The 22,326-nt window shown below is 75.6% G+C and carries 20 protein-coding genes; 10 read left to right on the top strand and 10 right to left on the bottom strand.

Features of this window, described 5'->3' with window-relative positions:
- Positions 1-1,005, bottom strand: a complete 1,005-nt coding sequence (locus tag ACGFI1_RS12420; RefSeq protein WP_392785089.1) for a D-2-hydroxyacid dehydrogenase — start codon at positions 1,003-1,005, stop codon at positions 1-3.
- Between the two features lie 313 nt (positions 1,006-1,318).
- Here ACGFI1_RS12420 and ACGFI1_RS12415 point away from each other — a divergent pair, with 313 nt between their 5' ends.
- From ACGFI1_RS12415 to ACGFI1_RS12390, 6 genes are all read left to right on the top strand, one after another.
- Positions 1,319-1,801: a DUF3830 family protein gene (locus ACGFI1_RS12415; protein WP_171069098.1), complete on the top strand. Its 483-nt coding sequence runs from the start codon at positions 1,319-1,321 to the stop codon at positions 1,799-1,801.
- Between the two features lie 16 nt (positions 1,802-1,817).
- Entirely contained in the window at positions 1,818-2,579 is a 762-nt protein-coding gene (locus ACGFI1_RS12410; protein ID WP_171069097.1) for a maleate cis-trans isomerase family protein, read from the top strand.
- A gap of 44 nt (positions 2,580-2,623) precedes the next feature.
- Positions 2,624-3,436 (top strand): maleate cis-trans isomerase family protein, encoded by an 813-nt coding sequence (locus ACGFI1_RS12405; RefSeq protein ID WP_392785087.1) that lies wholly within the window; start codon positions 2,624-2,626, stop codon positions 3,434-3,436.
- An 18-nt stretch (positions 3,437-3,454) separates the two neighbouring features.
- Positions 3,455-4,120 carry a GntR family transcriptional regulator gene (locus ACGFI1_RS12400; protein ID WP_138637686.1) on the top strand — a complete coding sequence of 222 codons (666 nt, stop codon included), beginning with the start codon at positions 3,455-3,457 and terminating at the stop codon, positions 4,118-4,120.
- Between the two features lie 102 nt (positions 4,121-4,222).
- On the top strand, positions 4,223-5,476 hold the full coding sequence (locus ACGFI1_RS12395) for an aspartate aminotransferase family protein (protein ID WP_138637687.1): 1,254 nt from the start codon (positions 4,223-4,225) through the stop codon (positions 5,474-5,476).
- 97 nt (positions 5,477-5,573) lie between these two features.
- Positions 5,574-6,713: an acyl-CoA dehydrogenase family protein gene (locus tag ACGFI1_RS12390; protein WP_392785085.1), complete on the top strand. Its 1,140-nt coding sequence runs from the start codon at positions 5,574-5,576 to the stop codon at positions 6,711-6,713.
- Positions 6,714-6,771: 58 nt separating this feature from the next.
- Here ACGFI1_RS12390 and ACGFI1_RS12385 read toward each other — a convergent pair whose 3' ends face one another.
- Both ACGFI1_RS12385 and ACGFI1_RS12380 read right to left on the bottom strand, forming a co-directional pair.
- Complete coding sequence (locus ACGFI1_RS12385) at positions 6,772-7,629, bottom strand: esterase/lipase family protein (RefSeq protein WP_138637689.1); 858 nt, start codon at positions 7,627-7,629, stop codon at positions 6,772-6,774.
- Positions 7,630-7,852: 223 nt separating this feature from the next.
- Positions 7,853-8,509, bottom strand: coding sequence for a TetR/AcrR family transcriptional regulator (locus ACGFI1_RS12380; RefSeq protein ID WP_392785083.1), 657 nt, complete (start codon positions 8,507-8,509; stop codon positions 7,853-7,855).
- A gap of 54 nt (positions 8,510-8,563) precedes the next feature.
- On the opposite strand from ACGFI1_RS12380, the gene ACGFI1_RS12375 reads away from it, so the two are divergent.
- Positions 8,564-10,006 carry an MFS transporter gene (locus ACGFI1_RS12375; protein WP_364553554.1) on the top strand — a complete coding sequence of 481 codons (1,443 nt, stop codon included), beginning with the start codon at positions 8,564-8,566 and terminating at the stop codon, positions 10,004-10,006.
- Positions 10,003-10,389: a cupin domain-containing protein gene (locus ACGFI1_RS12370; RefSeq protein ID WP_386869733.1), complete on the top strand. Its 387-nt coding sequence runs from the start codon at positions 10,003-10,005 to the stop codon at positions 10,387-10,389. Before ACGFI1_RS12375 ends, ACGFI1_RS12370 begins: the two co-directional genes overlap by 4 nt.
- A 49-nt stretch (positions 10,390-10,438) precedes the next feature.
- Here the strand turns inward: ACGFI1_RS12370 and ACGFI1_RS12365 are convergent, their stop codons facing one another.
- Both ACGFI1_RS12365 and ACGFI1_RS12360 read right to left on the bottom strand, forming a co-directional pair.
- Positions 10,439-11,584, bottom strand: a complete 1,146-nt coding sequence (locus ACGFI1_RS12365) for a CaiB/BaiF CoA transferase family protein (RefSeq protein WP_386869735.1) — start codon at positions 11,582-11,584, stop codon at positions 10,439-10,441.
- A 72-nt stretch (positions 11,585-11,656) separates the two neighbouring features.
- Positions 11,657-13,144 (bottom strand): hypothetical protein, encoded by a 1,488-nt coding sequence (locus ACGFI1_RS12360; RefSeq protein ID WP_392785081.1) that lies wholly within the window; start codon positions 13,142-13,144, stop codon positions 11,657-11,659.
- A 337-nt stretch (positions 13,145-13,481) separates the two neighbouring features.
- Here ACGFI1_RS12360 and ACGFI1_RS12355 point away from each other — a divergent pair, with 337 nt between their 5' ends.
- A complete protein-coding gene (locus ACGFI1_RS12355) occupies positions 13,482-15,050 on the top strand; it encodes a serine/threonine-protein kinase (RefSeq protein ID WP_392785079.1) in 1,569 nt (522 codons plus the stop codon).
- A gap of 57 nt (positions 15,051-15,107) precedes the next feature.
- On the opposite strand, the gene ACGFI1_RS12350 is transcribed toward ACGFI1_RS12355, so the two are convergent.
- From ACGFI1_RS12350 to ACGFI1_RS12340, 3 genes are all read right to left on the bottom strand, one after another.
- Positions 15,108-17,186: a fibronectin type III domain-containing protein gene (locus ACGFI1_RS12350; RefSeq protein WP_392785077.1), complete on the bottom strand. Its 2,079-nt coding sequence runs from the start codon at positions 17,184-17,186 to the stop codon at positions 15,108-15,110.
- Between the two features lie 75 nt (positions 17,187-17,261).
- The gene (locus tag ACGFI1_RS12345; RefSeq protein ID WP_392785075.1) at positions 17,262-18,200 is read right to left on the bottom strand and encodes a threonine ammonia-lyase; all 939 of its coding nucleotides are present in this window, start codon (positions 18,198-18,200) and stop codon (positions 17,262-17,264) included.
- Positions 18,197-18,376: a hypothetical protein gene (locus tag ACGFI1_RS12340; protein ID WP_364553559.1), complete on the bottom strand. Its 180-nt coding sequence runs from the start codon at positions 18,374-18,376 to the stop codon at positions 18,197-18,199. Before ACGFI1_RS12340 ends, ACGFI1_RS12345 begins: the two co-directional genes overlap by 4 nt.
- A gap of 18 nt (positions 18,377-18,394) precedes the next feature.
- Here ACGFI1_RS12340 and ACGFI1_RS12335 point away from each other — a divergent pair, with 18 nt between their 5' ends.
- Positions 18,395-19,033 (top strand): hypothetical protein, encoded by a 639-nt coding sequence (locus ACGFI1_RS12335; protein WP_301176692.1) that lies wholly within the window; start codon positions 18,395-18,397, stop codon positions 19,031-19,033.
- Here ACGFI1_RS12335 and ACGFI1_RS12330 read toward each other — a convergent pair.
- Positions 19,014-21,197, bottom strand: coding sequence for a DUF3488 and transglutaminase-like domain-containing protein (locus tag ACGFI1_RS12330; protein WP_392785073.1), 2,184 nt, complete (start codon positions 21,195-21,197; stop codon positions 19,014-19,016). The genes ACGFI1_RS12335 and ACGFI1_RS12330 overlap by 20 nt on opposite strands.
- Positions 21,194-22,324, bottom strand: coding sequence for a DUF58 domain-containing protein (locus tag ACGFI1_RS12325; protein ID WP_392785071.1), 1,131 nt, complete (start codon positions 22,322-22,324; stop codon positions 21,194-21,196). The genes ACGFI1_RS12330 and ACGFI1_RS12325 overlap by 4 nt, the downstream gene beginning before the upstream one ends.
- Positions 22,325-22,326: the final 2 nt, after the last annotated feature.

Raw genomic sequence — 22,326 nt, 5'->3', positions numbered from 1 at the left:
CTACCCCCTCTGCTCGATGCCGGAACCCACGTAGCCGAGCCGCTTGTCGACGACGTTGCGCAGCGGGCGCCCCGCCGTGAAGCGGCCGAGGTTGTCGGTGAACAGCCGGACGAGCTCGTCCCGCCAGCCGACCACGTCGCCGGACATGTGCGGGGACACGAGCACGTTCGGCATCTCCCACAGCGGCGACGACGGCGGCAGCGGCTCGTCCTCGAAGACGTCCAGCGCGGCGCCCGCGATCCGGCCGGCGCGCAGCGCCTTGACGAGGTCGGGCTCGGCGACCAGCGCGCCCCGGCCCACGTTGATCAGCCGCGCGGACGGGCGCATCCGGTCCAGCGCCGCCGCGTCGATCATGCCGCGCGTCCGTTCGGTGAGCGGCGCCGCGAGCACGACGTAGTCGGCGGCGGCGAGCGCCGCGTCCAGCCCCTCCATCGGGACGACGGTGCCGAGGTCGGGGTCGGCGTCGCGGGCGGTGCGGCCCGCGCCGGTGACGGCGAGCCCGGCGGCGGCGAGCCGGCGACCGATGGCGCGGCCGATCGGCCCGGTGCCGACCACGAGCGCGCGGGCGCCGTCGATGCGCTCGGTCTCGCGGTGCCGCCAGCGCCGCTCGCCCTGGAGCCGGACGGTGGTGTGCAAATCCTTGGCGAAAGTGAGTACCAGCCCGAGGACGTATTCGGCGATCGGCTCGTCGAAAATCCCTCGCGAGTTGGTGACAACCGTGTCCCCCTCGACGAGGGCCGGGAACAGCAGGCGGTCGACTCCGGCGCTCGCGATGTGCACCCACCGGGGGCCGCCCTCGGCCGGCCACGCGGCCGCGAGCGCGTCGGAGAGGAAGTCCCACATGAAGACCGCGTCGGCGCCGGGAAGCGCCTGCGCCAGGGCGTTCTCGCGCACGTACCGGACGCGCGCGAGCCGCTCCGCCGCCGCCATTTCGCGGGGCTCGGCGTCCCCCACGAGCACCACCACGCCGGGCGGCTCACCTGGTGCGGGCTGGACAGGCTCCATCGGCGTCACTTCCGGGTCGGCGGAGTTTACGTGAAGGCAACTCGGAGAGGCATTGACACGCTAGGAAGGGTTCGTAGGATTGTCAACAATCAGCGCGTTGGACCGCGGCCCCGGTTCACCGCACTGGGTATGTGTGCTGCAAGACCGTCGCAACCGTTGCCCATGCACAGGCCAGGACGGATCCCAGAGCGCTCTGACTAGACCCCCGTTCGCGGGGGTGCGGGGGTCCGCCTCCCGCAAACATGGAGAGTCCTTCGGGTGGCGACGCTCTCGCCAACCCCTGTTCACGGGGAGGTCCAGCATGCCCAAGCTCATGACCATCACCCTGGAGCGTCGTGGCGTCTCGTGCGTCGCGGAGCTGCTGGAGAAGGACGCGCCGCGGACCTGCGAGGCGGTGTGGCAAGCCCTGCCCCTCGGTGGCGACGCGTACCACGCCAAGTACGCCCGCAACGAGGTGTACACGATGGTCGAACGGTTCTCCGAGGACGAGGTCGGCCTGGAGAACCCCACCGTCACCCCCATTCCGGGCGACGTCGTCTACTTCTCCTTCGCGGGCGGGATGCTCGACCGCAAGTTCAAGGAGGAGAAGAACATCCACGCGCTGCCCGGCGTGATCGACCTCGCGATCTTCTACGGCCGCAACAACCTGCTGCTCAACGGGGACGTCGGCTGGGTTCCCGGCAACGTCTACGCGACGATCGTCGACGGGCTCGACCGGATGGCGGAGGCGTGCAACGACGTCTGGCGCTCCGGCGGCGTCGGCGAGCGCCTCGTCTACCGCCGCGCCGAGTCCTAGAGCGGTGGCCTCGCAGATGACATTCGACCCCACGCTGGTCGTCGGCCCCGAGCTGCTCGCCCAGCACGGCATCGGGGTGGTCGCGCCGTTCGACTTCGCGCTCGACCGCGAGCTGTGGCGGTGGACGCCCGACGACGTCTCGCTCTTCATGACCCGGCTGCCGTACGTCCCGGTGCCGGTCACCGTCGAGATGGCGTCCGCGCTGTCCGACCAGTCGATCGTCCGGCAGGCGACCCGGGACGTGCTCGCCCCCGAGCCGCTCGCCGTCGCCTACGCCTGCGCGTCCGGCAGCTTCATCCGCGGCAAGGCGGGCGAGCTGGAGCTGCACCAGTCGATGATGTCGGCCGGCGCGCCGGTGTCGACGACGACCTCCGGCGCGCTGGTGGAGTCGCTGCGGCTGCTGAACGTCTCGCGCATCGCGGTCGTCACGCCGTACATAGACGCGGTCACCGAGCGGCTCGTGTCGTTCCTCGGCGAGTACGGCATCGAGGTGGTGTCCTCGGTCGGGATGGGGCTGCTCAGCCACATCTGGAAGGTCGGCTACGGCGAGATCGTGGCCGCGGTGTCGACGGTGGACGCCCCCGAGGCCGAGGCCGTCTTCATCAGCTGCACGAACGTGCCGACCTACGACATCATCGCCCCGCTGGAGCAGATGATCCGCAAGCCCGTGCTGACCGCCAACCAGGTGACGATGTGCTCGGCGCTGCGCGCGATGGGCCGCTCCGCGGCCGGTCCCGGGCAGTCGCTGGCGCAGCTCGCGCCGTCCACGGCGGCGTGACCGCCATGGGGTCCATGATCGGCGAAGGTAGGGTTGGCGGGCATATGCGGCAGAACACGGTGAGCGCCGGATTCCTGTACCCGGGGTACAGCGCCGAGGACGACTACCCCGCGATCGAGCGCGCCCTGCGGGGCCAGGGGCCCGGCGGAGTCGCCCTGCCGGTCGTCCACACGCTGATGCGCGAGGACGCGCACCGCGTCGACGCGCTGCTGGACATCGGGGGCGACGACGTGCTGGGCGAGGGCGCCCGCACGCTGCGCGGCATGGGCGTCCAGGCCGCGGTCTGGGCCTGCACCAGCGGGAGCTTCGTGTTCGGCTGGGACGGCGCCGCCCGGCAGGTCGAAGGCGTCCGCGCGGCGGCGGGCGTGCCCGCGTCCAGCACGTCGTTCGCGTTCGTGCACGCGGCGGCGGCGCTCGGGCTGACCCGGGTCGCGGTCGCCGCGACCTACCCGGCCGACGTCGCCGAGCGGTTCGTGGCCTTCCTCGCGCACGCCGGCGTCGAGGTGGTGGCGCTGTCCTGCCGGGGCATCGTCACCGCCGCCGAGGTCGGCACCCTCGGGCGCGAGGAGGTGCTGGCCTTCGTCGCGGCGAACGACCATCCGGACGCCGAGGCGGTGCTGGTGCCCGACACCGCGCTGCACACCGTGTCCTGGCTCGACGAGCTGGAGGCGCGGGTGGGCAAGCCGGTGCTGACCGCGAACCAGGTGAGCGTGTGGGAGGGGCTGCGGCTCGCGTCCGGCCCCGGGGGGCTCGCGCCGCGAACCGGGCTGGGCCGGCTGTTCGCCGTGCCCGCCGACGTCTCCGCCGTCCCCGCCGGCCAGGGGGCCGGGCCGGGACGACATACCTGGCAGCTATGAGCGAAAGGGGCCCGCGGCATGGGCCGATTGGGTGAGCTGGAACCTGTCCCCCGCAAGTCCACCGTCGAACTCGTCTCCGACGAGCTGCGCGAGGCGATCATGTACGGGTCGCTGGAGCCCGGCGCGCAGCTCGGCGAGGCCGAGCTCGCCGGGCGCCTCGGCATCAGCCGCGGCCCGCTGCGCGAGGCGATGCAGCGGCTCGTCCAGGAGGGGCTGCTGGTCAGCGAGCCGCACCGCGGGCTGTTCGTGATCACGCTGGACGAGGGCGACGTCGAGGACGTCTACCTGGCCCGGCTCGCGATCGAGCGGGAGGCGTGCCGGCTGATCATGGCGCGCAACCGCGGCGAGGCGGTGGCCCGGCTCACCGACGCCCTGGACGCCCTCGTCGAGGCGGCGCAGCAGCGCGACCGGGTCGCGATGAGCGACGCCGACCAGGCGTTCCACGAGGTGCTGGTGAGCTCGTCCGGCAGCCCCCGGCTGGAGCGGATGGCGCACACCCTGCTGGTGGAGACCCGGATGTGCCTGAACGCGCTCCAGGACACCTACCCCGAGCCGTCCGACCTGGTCGAGGAGCACCGGCGGCTGGTCGACGCGATCGGCGACGGCGAGGAGGAGCGGCTGCTCGTCCTCATCGAGGAGCACATGACCGACTCGATCCAGCGGCTGCGCGCCTCCCGGCCGTAGCCGCCCCGAGGAGGGCACCGCCCCCGGGCACCCGGGGCCCTGGACACCGGGCCCGGGGGCACCTAGATTGCAGATTGTCGACAATCTACCGGAGGGACGCGCATGGCGACGCTGTCACCCCTGCTCAAGCAGGCCACACCCGTCCTGGCCGAACGCGGCGAGGGCGTCTACCTCTACGACACCGAAGGCCGCCGGCACCTGGACTTCACCGCGGGCATCGGCGTCACCAACACCGGGCACTGCCACCCGCGCGTGGTGGAGGCGGCGCAGAAGCAGGTCGGCACGCTCATCCACGGGCAGTACACGACCGTCATGCACGAACCCCTGCTGCGGCTCGTCGACGCGCTCGGCGACGTCCTGCCGGACGGCCTGGACTCGCTGTTCTTCCTCAACAGCGGCAGCGAGGCCGTCGAGGCGTCCATCCGGCTCGCGCGGCACGCCACCGGGCGGCAGAACATCGTCGTCTTCCACGGCTCCTTCCACGGCCGGACGATGGGCGCCGCCGCGCTCACCACCGCCGGCACCAAGTTCCGCGCCGGCATCGGTCCGCTGATGCCGGGCGCCGCCATCGCGCCGTTCCCGCAGGCCTACCGGTACGGGTGGGACGAGGAGGAGGCCACCCGGTTCGCGCTGCGCGAGCTCGACTACCTGCTCGTCACCGCGAGCCCCGCGTCCGACACGGCCGCGTTCGTCGTCGAGCCGGTGCTCGGCGAGGGCGGCTACATCCCGGCGCCGCCCGCGTTCCTGGAGGGGCTGCGCGAGCGCGCCGACCGGCACGGCATCCTGCTGATCATGGACGAGGTGCAGACCGGGTTCGGGCGCACCGGCCGGTTCTGGGGCCACCAGCACGCGGACGCGCGGCCGGACGTCCTCATCACCGCCAAGGGCCTGGCCAGCGGGTTCCCGCTGTCGGCGATCGCGGCGCCGACCGCGCTGATGGAGAAGGCGCGGCCGGGCTCGCAGGGCGGCACCTACGGCGGCAACGCGGTCGCCTGCGCCGCCGCGCTCGCGACGCTCCAGGTCATCGACGAGGAGGGCCTCGTCGCCAACGCCGAGCGGCAGGGCGCGCGGCTGAACGACGGGCTGCGCAAGGTCGCCGCCGACCATCCGGAGATCGGCGACGTGCGCGGGCTCGGGCTCATGCAGGCCAGCGAGTTCACCGGGCCGGACGGCGAGCCCGACGCCGCCGCCGCGCAGCGGGCGCACCAGGCCGCCGCCGAGCACGGCCTGCTGCTGCTGACCTGCGGCGCGTACGGCAACGTCGTCCGGATGATCCCGCCGCTGATCGTCACCGACGCGCAGGTCGACGACGCCCTCGCGCTCTGGTCGCGGGCCGTGGCGGACGCCGTCGGCTGACCGCCCGGCGGGGGGCGGCCGGCGCGCCGCCCCCCGCTCCGCCGCCCGCCCGTCTCCTGTTAGATTCCGAATCTGGTTCTACATCATGGAGGCGGCGTTGCGTCCCTGGCACACCCCCGAGCGCGCGGAGCTGCGCCGGCTCGTCCGCGACTTCACCGCGCGGGAGATCGTCCCGCACCTCGCCGGCTGGGAGGACGCCGGCGAGCTCCCCCGGGAGCTGCACGTGCGGGCCGCCGCGGCGGGCCTGCTCGGCGCCGGGTTCCCGGAGAAGGCCGGCGGGTCCGGCGGCGACCTGTTCGACGCGCTGATCGTCGCCGAGGAGATCATCCAGGCGGGCGGCTCCGGCGGGGTCGTCGCGTCGCTGTTCACGCACGGGATCGCGCTGCCGCACGTCATCGCCTCCGGGGACGACGCGCTGATCGACCGGTTCGCCCGGCCGGTGCTCGCGGGCGAGGCGATCGGCGCGCTCGGCATCACCGAGCCCGGCACCGGGTCGGACGTGGCGGGCATCCGCACCACCGCCGTCCGCGACGGCGACCACTACGTCGTCAACGGCGCCAAGCTGTTCATCACCTCGGGCGTCCGCGCGGACTTCGTCACCACCGCGGTGCGGACGGGCGGCCCCGGCTTCGACGGCATCTCGCTGCTGGTCATCGAGAAGGGCGCGCCCGGCTTCACCGTGTCGCGGCCGCTGCGCAAGATGGGCTGGCTCTGCTCCGACACGGCGGAGCTGTCGTTCAGCGACGTCCGGGTGCCGGCCGCGAACCTGGTCGGCGCGGAGAACACCGGGTTCCTGCAGATCGTGCAGAACTTCGTGACCGAGCGGCTCTCCCTCGCCGTCCAGGCGTACGCGACCGCGCAGCGCTGCCTCGACCTCACGCTCGGCTGGGTCCGCGACCGCGACACCTTCGGCCGCCCGCTCGCATCCCGCCAGCTCGTCCGGCACAAGATCGCCGAGATGGCCCGGCAGACGGACGTGGCGCGCACCTACGTCCGCGCGGTCGCCGAGCGGCACGCCGCGGGCGAGGACGTGCTCACCGAGACCGCCTACGCCAAGAACACCGCCGTCCTCGCCTGCGAGCACGTCGTGCACGAGGCGGTCCAGCTGCACGGCGGCATGGGCTACATGCGCGAGTCGGAGGTCGAGCGCCACTACCGCGACGCCCGCATCCTCGGCATCGGCGGCGGCACCAACGAGATCATGAACGAGATCGCGGCCAAGCGCCTCGGCCTCTAGCCGGGAGCGGCGCCCGGCGGGGAGAGGGTCCGCCGGGCGCCGCCCCGCGGGAGGCGGGTCAGCCGAGCGGGTCGCCGCAGTCGATGGGCCAGTACGGGCCCCAGATGTCGAGCGAGTTCAGCACGAACTTGATCGCCACCGGGTCGAAGGCGATGCCGACGTGCGCGTTGGTGTCGTTGGCGCACTTGTCCTGGAGCAGGACGTTCTGCGCGTTCGACCCGTTGAGGAACGCCGAGGTGTAGGGCGTGACGACCTCGTCGTACTTGGTGGCCAGCACGATGTAGGACGGGCCGGGCACCGTGTCACCGCCCGCATTGAGGTCCTTCAGGAAGTCGGAGTCGGTGATCTGCTGCCCGGCGGCCGGCGCGGCCTTCACCACCGCCTGCGTGATGCCGAGCAGGCTGCCGAGCTGCACCAGCCCCGCCAGGTTCGTGCCGTGGTTGGACGGGACGAGCCCGATCAGCTTGTTGACCTTCGCGGCCCCGCCCAGGGACTTCATGTAGTAGCGGGGCATCATGCCGCCCTGCGAGTGCCCGACCATGTCGACCTTGGACGCCCCGGTCGAGGCGAGCACCTTGTCGACGAACGCCGACAACTGCCCGGCCGACGTCGGAATGTCGCCGATCCCCTGGATGGGGCCGTCCTTCGGGCCGCCGTAATTGAGGGCGTAGACGCAGTATCCGGCCTTCTTCAGCGCCGGGGAGAGTTTCTGCCAGTTGAACGCCATGTTCTCGAACGTGCCGTGCACGAGCACGACCGGCCGGGGGTGCCAGAACGACGGCTTGCAGTTCCAGTCGTTCGCGCCGTCCGGGCTGGTCTCGGCGTGCGCGGCGGGCGCGACCATGCCGGTCGCGCCGAGGGCGGCGGCCGCCGCCGCGGCCGTGACCGCCCAGGAACGGAGTCGTCTGAAACGCATGGTGCTTCTCCCTCATGAGGGCACGGCGAAACGGGGCCGCGGCCCGGCGCGTTTCACCGGGCCCGGCCGTTCATCGCCGTGATGACCGGGGTGGAGTTCCCACAAGGTACGGCCGGCTCAAAGCCCGGTCTTGTGGCCCGCCCTCCGGTTATCGGGGAGAAATTGTCAGCCGGTTCACAACCGCGCCGGCGGGCACCCCGGCCCACCTGCGGCCCGGGACCGGTCAGCCGCGCGCGAGCCCGTCGACGAGCGCGCGCAGGCCGTCGAGGTAGGTGTCCCGCTCGGTCAGCGGCCCCCAGTGCCCGGCGACCTCCGCCAGCCGCGGCAGCTCCGCCCCGTCCAGCTCGGCGAAGACGCGCTCGCGGTAGGTGGGCCGGTCGTCGCCGGCGCGGCGGCGGGCCGCCGCCGACCGGACGATGATCTCGCCGGCGGTGTAGTACCAGATCGCCCGGTACCCGTGGACGGCCCGTTCGGGGCTCAGCCCGAGCTCGGCCAGGCCCGCGAGGATCTGGTCCACGAACCACAGCGCCGACGTCGCCATCAGGTCGTCGGCGGTGAGCACCTCGACGATCCACGGGCAGGCCGCGAGCGCCTCGCGGATCGCCGCCGCCATGGCGACCACGCGCTCGCGCGGGTCGGCCGGGACGGCGGGGCGGCGCAGCGTCCGCGCGGCGTAGTCGTCCAGCAGCAGCAGGAGCAGCTCCTCCTTGTCGCGGACGTGGTGGTAGAGCGCCATGGGGGTGCTGCCGACCTCCCCCGCGAGCCGGCGCATCGTCAGCTTCCCGACGCCCTCCTCGTCCACGATCCGGCGGGCGGCGTCGAGGATCTCCGCGCGGGAGATGCGGGGCGGCCGGCCCCGCTGGGCGGACTGTCGCGGCATGCCCCCATCATCGCGGGCTCGACACGGCACGGCATCTCAAGCTATTTTTCTTACATGTACAAAAATACTCGGGGGCGACCCGGGGTGGTGCTCGCGGCCGCGTCCGTCGCACAGTTCGTCGTCGCCCTGGACATGGCGGTGGTCAACGTCGCACTGCCCGCGATCCGGGCCGGCCTCGGCTTCGCGCCGGTCGGCCTGGCCTGGGTCGTGCACGTCTACGCGCTCACCTTCGGCGGGTTCCTGCTGCTCGGCGGCCGGGCCGGCGACCTGTACGGGCGGCGCCGGCTGTTCACCGCCGGCCTCGTCGTCTTCGGCCTGTGCTCCCTCGCCGGCGGCCTGGCCCAGGCGCCCTGGCAGCTCGTCGCCGCCCGCGCCGGGCAGGGCCTCGGCGCCGCGGCGGTCGCGCCGGCCGCCCTCGCGCTGCTCACCACGACCTTCGAGGGCCGCGCCCGCGTCCGCGCGCTCGGCGTCTGGAGCGCGGTGAACGCGGCGGGCGGCGCCCTGGGCGTCCTCGCCGGCGGGCTGCTGACCGAGTACGCGGGCTGGCGCTGGGTGATGCTGGTCAACCTGCCCATCGTCGCGGCGGCCCTGGCGCTCGTCCCGGCGGGCGTGCCCGCGGCGGCGGGCACCGCCGCGCGGGACCGGCTGGACGTCCTCGGCGCGGTGCTCGCGACCGGCGGCATCGGGCTGCTGGTGTTCGGCGTCGTCCGCACCGACACGCTCGGCTGGACGTCCCCGGCGACGCTCGGCACCCTCGCGGCGGCGGCCGTGCTCCTCGCCGCGTTCGCCTTCGCCGAGTCCCGGTCCGCGTCGCCGCTCGTCCGCCTCGGCCTGCTGCGCGGCCGCTGGGTGGCGGGCGCGAACGTCATCGTGTTCCTCGCCGCCGCCGGCCAGTTCTCCGCCTTCTACTTCGTGTCGCTCTATCTGCAGGAGGTGCTCGGGATGGGGGCGGCCGCGACGGGCGCCGCGTTCCTGCCCTTCTCCATCGGGCTGGTCGCCGGCACGGTGGCCGCCACCCGCATCACCTCGGCCCGCTCCCCGCGCGCGGCGCTGATCCCCGGCGGGCTGCTCGGCGCGGCGGGCCTCGGCTGGTTCGCGCTCATCAGCCCGGGCGGCGGGTTCCTCACCGACGTCCTCGGCCCGTCCCTGCTCTGCAGCGTCGGCACCGGCCTCGTGCTCGCCCCGGTCACCGTCGCGGCCACCACCGGCGTCGCGCCCCGCGAGGCGGGGATGGCCTCGGGCCTGGTCAACAGCTCCCGCCAGCTCGGCGGCTGCGTCGGGTTGGCGGCCCTCGCCACCGTCGCCGCCCACCGCACCGGCGGCGCCGCGACCGCGTCCGCGCTGAACGACGGCTACGCCCTGAGCCTCACCGTCGCCGCCGCCCTCTTCCTCGTCGCGGCCGCCGTCGCGGCGGCGCTCCCCCGCCGCGCTCCGGCCTCGGCGCGGCCGCCCGCACCCGAACCCACGCAAGACCGACTGGAAGGAACACGCTCATGAATCCGATCGACCTGTTCGAGTCCGCCCTCGCGTTCCACCCCGGCGGCGCCGTCCGCGCCGGCGAGCCCCGCATGACGACCGACGACGGCGGCTGGCAGCTCGCGGCCTTCCGCGTGCGCACCGACGCGGACGTGCACGCCGACCACTGGGAGGTGCATCCGGCCGCGGAGGAGGCGGTGTGCTGCCTGTCCGGCGGCCTGCGGGTCTACTTCCGCCCCGAGGAGCCGGGCGGCGAGGAGGAGATGGCGCGGCTGACCCCCGGCACCGCGGTCATCGTGCCGCGCGGGCGCTGGCACCGCCTCGAACTGGACGGACCGAGCGAGGTCATGTCCATCGGCCTGCGCCGCGGCTCCCGCCAGGAGCGGCGCGCCGACGCGCCCTGACGGGAGCCGGTGGCCGCGCCCGCCGGGGCGCGGCCACCGGGCCCGGAGGTCAGGACTGGACGACGGCGCCCTCCTTCAGGAGGGTGTCGGCGTCGTCGAAGCCGAGGTCGTCCAGGACGGCGCGGGTCTGGCCGCCGGGCAGGGCCGGGACGCCGTCGGTCGCGCCGGGGGTGCGGGAGAAGCGGGGCGCGGGGGCGGGCTGGCGGTGCCCGGCCATCTCGGGGAAGACGTCGCGGGCCGTGTTGTAGGGGTGCTCGGCGGCCTCGTTCATGGACAGGACGGGGGCCACGCACGCGTCGCTGGGGACGAAGACCTCCGTCCACTCGTCCCGGGTCCGGGTGCGGAAGACGGCGGCGAAGCGGTCCCGCAGGGCGGGCCAGCCGTCGCGGTCGTGCTGGTGCGGCAGGTCCTCGCCGTCGAGGCCGAGCAGGCGGAGGAACTCGGCGTAGAACTGCGGCTCGATGGCGCCGACGGCCATGTGCCGCCCGTCGGAGGTCTCGTAGACGTCGTACCAGGGGGCGCCGGTGTCGAGCATGTTGACGCCGCGCCGGTCCTCCCAGAGGCCGCCCGCGAGGAAGCCGTGGATGAACGTGGACAGGTGCGCGGTGCCGTCCACGATGGCGGCGTCCACGACCTGGCCCTCGCCGCTCGCCCGCGACTCCAGCAGCGCGGACAGGACGCCGACGATCAGGTACATGCTGCCGCCGGCGAAGTCGCCGAGCAGGTTCATCGGGACCTGCGGCGGCCCGCCGGCGCGGCCGATGGCGTGCAGGGCGCCGGTCACCGCGATGTAGCCGACGTCATGGCCGGCGGTGTGGGACAGCGGCCCCTCCTGCCCCCAGCCGGTCATGCGGCCGTAGACGAGCCTGGGGTTGCGGGCGAGGCAGTCGTCCGGGCCGATGCCGAGGCGCTCGGTGACGCCGGGGCGGAACCCTTCGAGCAGCACGTCGGACTTCTCGACCAGCCGCAGCACGACCTCCCGGCCGCGCTCGCTCTTCAGGTCGATGGCGATGGACCGCTTGCCGCGGTTGCTGAAGTCGGTGCCGCCGGTCGCCTCGCCCGGGCGGACGGCGGAGGCCCGGTCCACCCGGATCACGTCGGCGCCGAGGTCGGCCAGCAGCATCGCCGCGAACGGGCCGGGCCCGATCCCGGCCAGCTCGATCACCCGTACCCCGGACAGCGGCCCCTTGCCCATCTGCGACTCCCTGAATCGTGTTCGGTATCCCCCCAGTGTGCACCATCGAGGTAAGCGGCCGCTGACGCGGGCTCAGCGGGCGGTCAGGGCGACCGGTGTGCGCGGCGTGCCGGTGCCGACGAGCAGGCCCTTGCGCGTCGTCGAGCGGCCGACGCCGCCCGCGTGCGGGACGAGGCCGCGCCCCGCCGCCGCCACGTAGTACCAGCGGTCGGACGGCGCCCGCCACCAGGTCCCGCTGACCGGGCGGGCGGGGTCGCAGGCGCCGGTGGGCCGGTCGTCCGCGCCGAGCAGCACCGCCTGCGCGGTGGTGCCGCCCGCCGCGTAGTCCAGCCGGGCGCAGATCCAGTCGGCGGACGGGCCGCCGTGCGGCAGCCGGCCGGACCAGAAGTCGTGCGCCGTCGCCGCCGCCACCGGCCGCGCCGGGCGGGGCGTCGCGCAGGCCACCCGGCCCCAGGTGAGGCGGGCGCCCTTCCCGAGGCGGGCCGGGCGGTCGGCGCCGCCCGGCCGCCAGGACGGCGTGTGGTAGCCGAGGTCGGCGGCGCGCGGGCCGCCGAGGTCGCCGACCGTGCGGGAGCCGAGGTGGAACAGCGGGCCCCGCCCGCAGTCGGAGCGCGCGCGGACCGGCGCGGTCACGCCGCCGGACACGGGCAGCGCGTCCCCGCCGAGGGTCTCGGGCCGCGGCTCCCACGGGGCGAGCAGGTAGCGGCCGCCGCCGAGGGCGATCGGGGCGGACGGGCCGGTGCCCGCGGCGGTGACCTCCAGCCCGCCGGGGCCGTAGCGGGCCAGCCGGTCGCCGCGCCGCATGACGGCGACGGGCGCGCCGTCGAGGCGGCCCGCGTAGAGGAGCTGGGCGGTGCCGCCCGCGGCGCGGCGGTCGCCGGGGGCGCTCGCCCACGCGGCGGCGGCGCGCCGGGTGAAGGCCCGGTCGCCGGCGAGGTCGCCGCGGGCGGGCCAGGCGTCCAGGGTGCGGGCGCCGCGCGTCCAGGCGTCGGGGGCGGCCGCGACGAGCCGGGGCGCCCGCGCGGGCGTCGCCCCGGAGTCGTCGCGCTCGGTGGCGACCAGCGCGCCGACGAGCCCTGCGGTGAGGATCGCGGCGGTCGCGAGCGGCAGCACCGACCGGGTGCGGACGGGCCGCAGCGCCTCCGCGTCGAACCGGTCGGCGCCGCGCGGCGCGGGCACCCGGACGGCCTCGGCGGCGCGGATCGCCGACCAGGGGTCGCGCACCCCGAGCTCGATCAGCTGGTCGCGGATCTCGTACCGGGGCAGCCCCTCGACGTACCGGAGCACGTAGGCGGCGCGGACGTGCGGCGCGAGCCGGGACAGCGCCGCGGTGAGCGCCGGGTCGGGCAGCCGCGCGGGCAGCGCGCGCAGCCAGGGGCCGAGGCCGATCTGGAGGCGGCGGGAGGGGTGCAGCGCGCGGCGCAGCACGCGGGTGCGGCGCCGGGCGAGCCCGGCGGGGGACCGGTCCCGCGCGCCGCGCGCGGTGCCGTCCACGATCCGGCGGGCGATCGCCAGCCGGTAGACGCGCTTGCCCTTGCCCGGCAGAACGAAATACGCCATCCGGACAAGGTCCGGGTACGCCGATTTGGCCGGCGGCGTTTCCGTCCGGGCATTCGTCATGACATCTTCCGTCACGGCGGGCCACTCCCTCTGGGCCGTTCCTTCGTCGCGGAAATCCGAGGTTAGAGCGCTGCGGGCGGCGGACGGCGCGGAATTGGGACAACGATTAACCGACCGAAAAGAAATGTCATCTCATTTCCGTATGTGGCGCGCACCGGGGCGGAAGGCACTACGCTGTTGCCCTCCCCGGGTACCGTCCCGCGCCGCACGGCGCCGGACCCGCGCGCCCCCGCCGCGTCCGGGACGAGACGAGCGACGGAGAGGGATTCCCGGATCCATGACGGAGGACGTCCCGGGCTACCGGGTGCTGGAGCAGGTCGGCGAGGGCGGCTTCAGCGTCGTGTACCGCGCGCACCAGGAGCGCCTCGACCGCACGGTCGCGCTGAAGGTGCTGTCGGTCGGCGCGGTGGACGCCGCGGCGATGCGGCGCTTCCAGCGCGAATGCAAGATCACCGGACGGCTGTCCGGGCATCCGAACATCGTGACCGTGCTGGACACCGGCACCACCCGCGCCGGGCGGCCGTACATCGCGATGGAGTACTTCGAGCACGGCGCGCTCACCGACCGGCTCGCCGCCGAGGGGCCGCTGCCGGTCGCGGACGTGCTGCGGATCGGGGTGAAGATGGCCGGCGCGCTCGCCGCCACCCACGAGACCGACGTCCTGCACCGGGACGTCAAGCCGCAGAACGTGCTGCTGTCGCGGTACGGGGAGCCGGCGCTCGCCGACTTCGGCATCGCCCGCCTGGTCGACTCCTTCGACGCCACGCACACCCAGGCGTTCACCCCGAACCACGCCGCGCCCGAGGTGCTGGAGGGACGGCAGCCCGGCGTCGGCGCCGACGTCTACTCGCTCGGCTCGACCCTCTACCAGCTGCTCGCGGGGCGGCCGGCGTTCAAGGGCCCGCCGGGCGAGGGCATCGCGCCGCTGATGCTGCGGATCCTGCACGAGCCGCCCCCGCCGATCCCCCGGGCGGACGTCCCGCCGCAGGTCGCGGAGGTCATCGGGCACGCGATGGCGAAGACGCCCGAGCAGCGCTTCGCTACCGCCGTGGAGTTCGCGCGGGCGCTCCAGCGCGTGCAGGCCGAGCTGGGCCTGCCGGTCACGGACGTGGCCATCGGCGGCGCCGGCGCGCAGCCCTCCCCCGGTCCGGGGCTGCCCGGGCCGCCGCTCGTGCCCGAGTGGGCGCCCACGGCGAGCGACCCGCACGCGCGCAGCCTCGGCAGGACGGGCCCGACCGCACCGCACCACACCGGCCCGACGGCGGCGCACACCGGCCCGACCACCCCGCACACGGGCCCGGCGGGCCCGCCCCCGCCGCTGCCCGAGCGGCCGCACGACGGGCCGCGCCGCGGGCTGATGGTCGCGGCCGGCGTCGCGCTCGTGGGCGGGCTCGCGCTCGGCGTCGGCGCGCTCGCGCTGGCGAACCGCGGCGGGGACTCGGGAGAGGGGAAGCAGGGCAGGCAGCAGGGCGCCGCTCCGCAGCCGTCCCAGACCACCCCGCAGGCGCAGCACGGGCCCGTGACGGCCGAGGATCTCGCGGCGCTGCGCCCGCGCAAGCTCACCGTCCGGCAGACCGGGCGGACGGCCGTGCTGCGCTGGGCGCTGCCGGCCGACGCGCGGGGGCTGCCGCTGCTCGTCCAGCGGCAGCCCGCCGGGTCGAACGCGGTGACGACGGCCCCGGCCGGGTCGCGGTCGGCGACCGTGCCGGGGCTGCGGCCGAAGGCGGCCGTCTGCTTCAAGGTGGGCGCGGTGGTGCGCCTCACCCAGGGCCGGGCGCCGGACGTCGCCTGGTCGGCCCCCGCCTGCCTGCGCCCGGCGAAGGGCGGGGCGACGCCGCGCGGCTAGTCACACCGCCGCGCGGCCAGTCACACCGCCGCGCGGCCGGTGCCACGAGCCGCGCGGCTAGCCGCACTTCCAGACGGCGGGGCCGGCGAAGCTCTTCCAGTCGCCGGGCGTGTTGACCAGGTAGCCGAGGACGTAGCCGGTCTTGCCGCTCCAGGTGATCTTGGCGTACATGTCACCGGCGAGGCTGGCGGCGTTGGGGTGCGTGTAGTACGCGCCCTTCACCTGGCAGTGGACGATGACCATCTCGCCGTTGTTGTCGTGCATGGTGGCGACGAGCGCGCCGTTCTTCCCGTCGGGCGTCGCCCGGATGTAGGCGTCGGAGTTGCCGTTGCGCTCCACCGGGTACTTGGCGGCCGGGCCGGTCAGCCCGACGCGGAGCGTCGCGGGCGCGCCGGTGCCGGCGTCGTTGGCGGCGGTGACGGTGAAGGTGTAGTTCCCGTTCGTCCACACGTCGCCGAGCACGGCGGACGTGCCCGTCGCCGTGACCGAGCCCTTCACCGGGCCGTCGTAGGCGAGCCGGTAGGTGAGGTTCTCCGCGCCGGGCGGGGGCGTCCACGACACCTGCGTCCCGGACGTCGACGCCCGCGCGGTGAGGCCGGTCGGCGCGCCCGGCGTCACGCACGGCCGGACGGGGTCGCTCGCCGCCGACACCAGCTCGCGGGTCCGGCCGCGGGCGTCGCGGTAGCGGACGGCGACGCGGAACCGGTACTCGCGCCCGCAGTCGCCGCCGGTCACGGTGAACGTGAAGGGCCCCGCGCCCTGCCGGATCGAGGACGGGCTCGCTGCCAGCCCGGACGGGACGTCCTTCAGCACGTAGCCGATGACGCCCTCGCCCTGCGACGGCTGGAACCCGACCTGCATCGTGCCCGCGCCGGGCGTCACGGAGACGTTGGACGGCGCGCTCGGCGGCTCGCCGGGCCCCGGCGGCTCCGGGCTCCGGGACGGCGTCCGCGGCCGGGACGGCGGCGGTGGAGCGTCCCCGTCGCCGGGCAGCGGGATCGCGCGGCGCTTCTGGCCGCCCGGCACCCGGTCCTTGTACTTGTCGACGCCCTTGCGGGCGCCCTGCCCGTCGACCACGACGGCGCGCGGGCCGGACGGGTCGTTCGCCCACAGCATCCCGTCGCGGACGAACACGTCGAGCTTGGCGGGCCGCCCGGTGACCCGGACGGGCGCCTCGAAGCGGTGCTCGGCCGCGTCGTAGACCAGCAGGGCCCCGGCGGTCTCGTCCGGGATGTAGACCTTCGCGCCGAGCATCTGCGGCGGCCGGTACCGGTGCTTCGGCATCGCGAGCCGCGTGCTGGAGTACCGCCCGGTTCCGGTGTCGACGGTGACGAGCGATCCGGCGCCCGGCACCAGCATCGGGACGACGGCGCCGTCGGTGGCGGCGGGGGCGAGCACGCCGCCGCGCCCCGCCCGCCGGACGGTCGCGGGCAGCTTCACCGTGAGGTTCGCCCCGGACGGCTTGACGACGGTGGCGGTGCCGGCGGTCGAGTCGGTGACGACCGGGTCGCCGCCCGCCATGGTGAGCGCGAGGTCGCTGCCCGCCGCGCCGACGCGGACGGGCGGGCGGAGCCGGCCGCCGGTGAACGCCGCGACCTGCCCGTCCTTCGCGACCGGCACCCAGAGCGCGCCGCGCGCGTCGATGCCCGCCTGCCCGAGGACGGGCGGCAGCGTCGCGGCCTGCCCCACCGGGGTCAGCGCGACCGGGTCGATCTCCTGGACGACGCCCTTGACCGAGTCGACCGTGTACGCCTTCCCGGCCCCGGCGAGGACCTGGATGCCCTTGCCGAGCGGGCGGCTCGTGCCGATGTCGAGCTGGGAGGGGTCCAGCCGGCTGACGACGCCGGTGTCCTCGTCGATGATCAGGACGGTGCCGCCGTCCTGCACGATCCTGATGTTGTGGCCGCGCATCTGCGGGACGACGCCCGCCTTGCCGTCGACCTTGCCGGCCGGGCCGTTGACGTGCACGACCACGCCCTTGGTGCGGGCGGTCAGCCAGGCGCCGACGTCGGCGAGCCGGTACTTGGCGCTGGCGACCCCCACCCCGTAGACGGCCGCCGCGATGACGAGCACCCCGACGAGCCCCACCGCGATCTGCCCCGTCAGCCGATCGACCCCGAACACACGCACACGCACACCCGTTCACCTGCCCCGTTTCGGACGGAACCGTAGTGGGCCCGGAGCGTGTCCGCCCGGGTTTTCCCGGATGCCTCAGTTTTCGCGGATCGCCTCGATGTAGGTGGGGACGGTGATGTTGCGCCCGGAGACGACGACCACCAGGCGGCCCTCGACCCGCACCTCACCGGCGAGAACGGCGGCGACGCCCGCCGCGCCGGCGCCCTCGGCGACGAGGCCGTGCTCGCGGAAGAGCCAGCGCAGCGCCGTCCGGATCTGGTCATCGGTGACCGCGGTCAGCGCGGCCGTGTCCCCGATGACCGCGGGGGTGACGCAGCCGGGTTCGAGGTTGCCGGGCAGCCCGTCGGCGAACGTCTCGCCGACCGGCACCTCGACGGTCCGCCCGGCCGCCACCGACGCGGACACGCCGCGCGAGACCGCCGACTCGACGCCGACGACCCGGACGTCCCCGCGCTCGCGGGCCCACAGGCACAGGCCGGCGAGGAGCCCGCCGCCGCCGACGGGCGCGACGACGGTGAGCGGCCCGGCCGCCTGCGCGTCGAGCTCGCGGCCGATCGTGCCCTGCCCGGCGATCACGTCGGGGTCGTTGTAGGGCGAGACGAACCGTCCCGGCAGGGTGACCGCGTGCGCCTCGGCCTCGTCGTAGGTCAGGCCGTGCTCGACGAGCCGCACCGGGAACGCGGCGATCTTCTCGACCTTCACCCGGGACGCACGCGTCGACACGACCACGGTCACGTCGGCGCCGGCCCGCGCGGCGGCGTGGCCCATGCCGAGGCCGTGGTTGCCCGCGCTGGCCGTCACGGCGGGCACGCCCTCCGGCAGTGCCGCGACGGCGGCGAGGGCGCCGCGCACCTTGAACGAGCCGGTCGGCTGGCACGTCTCCAGCTTCAGCAGCGCGCCGGGCGCCAGGCCGGGCGCCGGGACGAGCGGCGTCGGGTCGAGCACGGCGGACACGGCGCGCCAGGCGCGGTCCAGGTCGTCCGGGCCGGGTGCGCGGACGGGGCGCGGCGTCACGGCCGCTCCCCGGTCTCCTCGGCGATCCGGTCGTGCAGCCGGCTCCGGATCTCCTCGGGCGTGTAGGCGCGGCGGCGCCGCTCCGAGCGCACGATCACCGCGCCGGTCGCGGCGACGCCCACGAACCCGGCGACGCCGAGCGCCTTCCACAGGGCCCGGCTCTTCCACAGTCGCATGCGGCTACGGTAGCGACCATGCCGGGCACCAGCATCTCCCTGGACGAGGCCGTCGACCTGACCCGCACCGGTGACGTGTGGCTGTTCCGCGGCCGGACGGTCGCCGACCGCGCGATCCAGATGACCACGAACAGCCCCGTCAACCATGTCGGGATGGCGCTGGTCCTGGACGACCTGCCGCCGCTGATGTGGCACGCCGAGCTGGGCCGCTCGCTGCGCGACATGTGGACGGGCGGGCACCACCGCGGCGCGCAGCTGCACGACCTGCGCGAGGCCGTCCTGGCGTGGGGGAACCGGTACGGGCAGCGGGCGTGGCTGCGGCAGCTGGAGCCGCCGCCGACCCGCGCGATGGAGGACGCGGCGCTGCGCGCGGTGGCGCGGCTGGACGGCACCCCGTTCCCCTCGACGTCGAAGCTCGCGACGCGCTGGCTGCGGGGGCGCGTGCCCATCCGGCGGCCGGCGGAGCGGGAGATGGATCTGGAGACGGCGTTCTGCGCGGAGATCGTCGCGGTGACCTACCAGGCGATGGGGCTGCTGCCGAAGGGCCGCCGCCCGAACTGGTTCGACCCGGGCCGGTTCTGGAGCGGGGACGACCTGGAGCTGGAGGCGGGCGCGGTGCTGGGCGGGGAGATCGGGGTCAGCGTGCCTCCGGCGTGACCGCCCGGCGGTCCCGCAGCGAGCCGGGGCGCAGCCGGCGGCGGAACCGGCGGAGGCGGCCGGCCTTGGCGGTCACCAGGCGGCCGAGCGCGTCGGTGTGGTGCCACGCCCGGTCGGCCGAGCGCGGGTCGGGGCCGGACGGGGCGAACCGGCTGTGGTTGACCAGGTCGGCGAGGGGCCGCAGATGCCCGCCCGCCTCCTCCCCCACGGCGGACGCGCCGAAGCGCGCGACCTCGTGCGCGGTCAGCGTCCGCACCGTGGACAGCCCGGCGTCGGCGAGGTGGTCGAGCGCCTGGTGCCAGGCCCCGGTGATGCGCGCGGCGGGCGGTCCCGTGCGGCGGCGGCGCTTGCGCAGGGCGGGGGCGAGCAGGACGGCGCACAGGTAGCCGATGACGGCGGCGCCCACCGCGATCAAGGCGAACACCCACCATGGCGTGGGCGCCTCTTCGGCGGCGGCCGGGCCCGCCTGTTGCTTCTGCGTCGTCTTGGCCGGGCCAGGGTCGTTCTGCTGGGCGGCCGCGTTCTTCTGGGCCTGCTCCAGCTTCTGCTCGGTCTCCCCCGCCGCGACGCCCTCGCTCTTCTTGGACGGGCGTCCGCTGTCGGGGAGCGGGTTGAAGCGGATCCAGCCGAGCCGGTCGAACTTGACCTCGGGCCAGACCATGACGTCGCCGGAGCGGACCAGGACGGTGCCGCCCTCGCGTTTCCCGCCCTCGAACCCCACGACGACGCGGGACGGGAGCCCGATCGTCCGGGCGAGCAGGGCGTAGGCGGTGGCGAAGTGCTCGGGCGTGCCGCGCCTGCCCTCGGCGAGGAAGTAGTCGATCTGCCGGTAGGAGTGGCCCGGCGGCGCGGTCACGTCGTACCTGGCGAAGACCTTGAGGTACTCGGCGAGCTGCGCGGCCTTCTGCAGCGGCGTCGCCGCGCCGCGGGTCGCGGCCTGCGCGAACCGGCGGAACTCGGCGATCTGCACGGGCGGCTTCTTCGCGCCCGGCCCCCACGGCAGCTCGCGCGCGGCGTCCGCCTCCGCGTCGGCCGCGACGCCCGCGCGGGCCAGGTCGGCGGCCGTCCACTCTGGGACGGCGGCCTCGACGCGGTAGGTCTGGCCGGGGCGCAGCGGCCGGTCGGCGGCGAGGGCGCCGCTGGCGGGGTCGGCGACAACGGGCAGCCCGTCCACCCGCCGGGGCCGGTCGGGGGCGGGCACCCACACGCCGGGCAGGTCCTGGATCGTGATGCGCTGCGCGACCTCGTGCTTCTTGCCCGGCTCCGGACCGGCCGGGACGCGGCTCCCGGTCGGGACGAACCGGGCCGCGGACGACCAGGTGACGCCGTCGAACCGGTCCAGCACGGCGAGCCGCTCGGTCTCCGTCCGGTCCGACTGGACGGTGAACATGGCCTGGCCGGGGGCCAGCAGCCAGCCGCCGACGCGGTCGAGGGGGCTGACGCCGTCGCGCAGCCGGGGCGGCGGCGCCTGCACCTGCTCGCGCGGGTCGTAGGGGGTGGCGCCGACCGGGACGAGCGGCCCGGCGGCGAAGGCCAGCGCGCCGAGCGCGGCGGCGACCGGCGCCCCCGCGGCGAGCGGCCGCCAGCCGGCGCCCGCGCCGGGGCCGTCCGCGCGGACGAGGACGAGCACGGCGACGAGCACGGCGGTCGCGGCGGCGAGCGGCAGGTTCGAGCCGGCGCCGCCCGCGCCGAGCGGCAGCGCCACCGCCCACGCGCCGAGCGCCGGAAGCGCCGGAACGGCGCGGGTCGAGGTCCGCAGCGCCAGCTCGGCGGACCCGAACGCCGCGAGCCACACCGCCACGCTGACCAGGACGAGCAGTTCCGGCTCGGCGGGCGCGGGCAGCAGCGTGGTCAGGATCGCCTTCCACGAGCTGAGCACGCCCTCGCGGAGGGTCTGCGGCAGCGTCCCGTCGCTCAGGGCGGGGCGCAGGACGGTCAGCGACACCGTCGCGCCCCAGGCGGGCACGGTCAGCACGAGCGAGATCCACAGCGGCCACGGGCCCTTCTTGCGCGGGCCCGACAGCAGCCCGCACAGCACGGTCGGGACGGTGGCCGCGACGGCGGCGACCGGGACGACCGGCCCGAGCCCGAACACGCGCTGGAACGCCAGGCCCGCGACGGCGGCCAGGCACGCCGTCACCGCGAGCGACAGGTACCGGGTCACCGGGCGCTCCCCAGGCGCCGCCACGACTCCGCCAGCCCGTCCAGGCCGGTCACGTCGACCGGGTGGACGCCGGGCGGCGCGGGCGCGGGCCCGGCCGGGCGGACGCGCAGCACCACGACCCGGTCGAACCGGGACCGCACCGAGGCGATCCGGCCCAGCTCGGCGCCGCCGGTCGTGACGACGACGAGGGAGCCGCCCGCGCGCACCCCGCGCACCGCGTCGGCCGCGGGCCGCCCGCCCTCGTCCGTCCGGACGGTGGTGAGGGCGTCGAGCAGGACCTCCAGGTCGCCGGGACCGCCGCGGGTGGCGGCGAGCGGGCCGCCGCCGGTCAGCATCCGGACGGGGAACCCCGCGGCCGCCGCCCCGGCGGCCACGGACGCCGCCGCGTCCACCGCCAGCTCGAAGTCGTCGGGCTCCGGCCACGCCGCCGACCGGGTCTCCAGCACGACCGTCGTGGTCGGCAGGCTCGCGTCCACCAGCCGGCGCACCATCAGGGTCCCGGTACGGGCCGAGGACTTCCAGTGGATGTGGCGCATCTCGTCGCCGGCCATGTACTCGCGCAGCGCGTGGAACGTCGCCGTGCCCGCCGGGGACCGGTCGCTCGTCGGCCCCTCCAGGTGGTGGGCGCGGCCGGACGGCAGCACCGGCAGCGGCACCGTCCGGGGCCGGACGAGCAGGACGCGCGGCTCCCCGTACTCCCGCACCCGGCGGGCCAGCCGCAGCGGGTCGGCCCGGACCAGCCGCAGCGGCCCGACCGTGATCTCGCCGCGCCGGGCGGTCGGCAGCCGGTAGGTCACCGTGCGGCCGCCGCCCGCGCGCAGCCGCGGGATCGCGACCGCGACCTCGGCGGATCCGGCGGCGTCCTGCGCGCTGAGCCCGCGGACCCCGCGCCCCCGGTTGGTCACGTGCAGGACGCCGACGGCGGGCTCGCCGCGCGCCACCTTCGCCGGGGCGATCTCGCGGCGAACGTCCAGCCGCGGCCTCGGCAGCGTCCACAGCAGGGCGCCCGCGACCGCCGCGAGCCCGGCCGCGGCGAGCGCGGCGGGCTCGGGGTAGCCGAGCCACCAGCCGGCCGCGTACAGGGGCACCGCGGCCGCCGCCGTGCCCCGCCCGAGCGGCGTCAGCACCG

The organism is Actinomadura geliboluensis, assembly GCF_043197915.1.
Taxonomy (GTDB): Bacteria; Actinomycetota; Actinomycetes; order Streptosporangiales; family Streptosporangiaceae; genus Spirillospora; species Spirillospora geliboluensis.
Note: the sequence above shows the minus strand (reverse complement) of the source record. Positions and strands in the feature narration are given on the sequence as shown.

What these genes read in the sequence shown, in the direction of transcription:
- ACGFI1_RS12410 (WP_171069097.1), top strand. Translation starts at nt 1,818, where the DNA reads ATGACATTCGACCCCACGCTGGTCGTCGGCCCCGAGCTGCTCGCCCAG.
- ACGFI1_RS12395 (WP_138637687.1), top strand. Translation starts at nt 4,223, where the DNA reads ATGGCGACGCTGTCACCCCTGCTCAAGCAGGCCACACCCGTCCTGGCC.
- ACGFI1_RS12400 (WP_138637686.1), top strand. Translation starts at nt 3,455, where the DNA reads ATGGGCCGATTGGGTGAGCTGGAACCTGTCCCCCGCAAGTCCACCGTC.
- ACGFI1_RS12360 (WP_392785081.1), bottom strand. Translation starts at nt 13,144, where the DNA reads ATGGCGTATTTCGTTCTGCCGGGCAAGGGCAAGCGCGTCTACCGGCTG.
- ACGFI1_RS12370 (WP_386869733.1), top strand. Translation starts at nt 10,003, where the DNA reads ATGAATCCGATCGACCTGTTCGAGTCCGCCCTCGCGTTCCACCCCGGC.
- ACGFI1_RS12340 (WP_364553559.1), bottom strand. Translation starts at nt 18,376, where the DNA reads ATGCGACTGTGGAAGAGCCGGGCCCTGTGGAAGGCGCTCGGCGTCGCC.
- ACGFI1_RS12380 (WP_392785083.1), bottom strand. Translation starts at nt 8,509, where the DNA reads ATGCCGCGACAGTCCGCCCAGCGGGGCCGGCCGCCCCGCATCTCCCGC.
- ACGFI1_RS12335 (WP_301176692.1), top strand. Translation starts at nt 18,395, where the DNA reads ATGCCGGGCACCAGCATCTCCCTGGACGAGGCCGTCGACCTGACCCGC.
- ACGFI1_RS12375 (WP_364553554.1), top strand. Translation starts at nt 8,564, where the DNA reads ATGTACAAAAATACTCGGGGGCGACCCGGGGTGGTGCTCGCGGCCGCG.
- ACGFI1_RS12420 (WP_392785089.1), bottom strand. Translation starts at nt 1,005, where the DNA reads ATGGAGCCTGTCCAGCCCGCACCAGGTGAGCCGCCCGGCGTGGTGGTG.
- ACGFI1_RS12355 (WP_392785079.1), top strand. Translation starts at nt 13,482, where the DNA reads ATGACGGAGGACGTCCCGGGCTACCGGGTGCTGGAGCAGGTCGGCGAG.
- ACGFI1_RS12415 (WP_171069098.1), top strand. Translation starts at nt 1,319, where the DNA reads ATGACCATCACCCTGGAGCGTCGTGGCGTCTCGTGCGTCGCGGAGCTG.
- ACGFI1_RS12385 (WP_138637689.1), bottom strand. Translation starts at nt 7,629, where the DNA reads ATGCGTTTCAGACGACTCCGTTCCTGGGCGGTCACGGCCGCGGCGGCG.
- ACGFI1_RS12405 (WP_392785087.1), top strand. Translation starts at nt 2,624, where the DNA reads ATGCGGCAGAACACGGTGAGCGCCGGATTCCTGTACCCGGGGTACAGC.
- ACGFI1_RS12365 (WP_386869735.1), bottom strand. Translation starts at nt 11,584, where the DNA reads ATGGGCAAGGGGCCGCTGTCCGGGGTACGGGTGATCGAGCTGGCCGGG.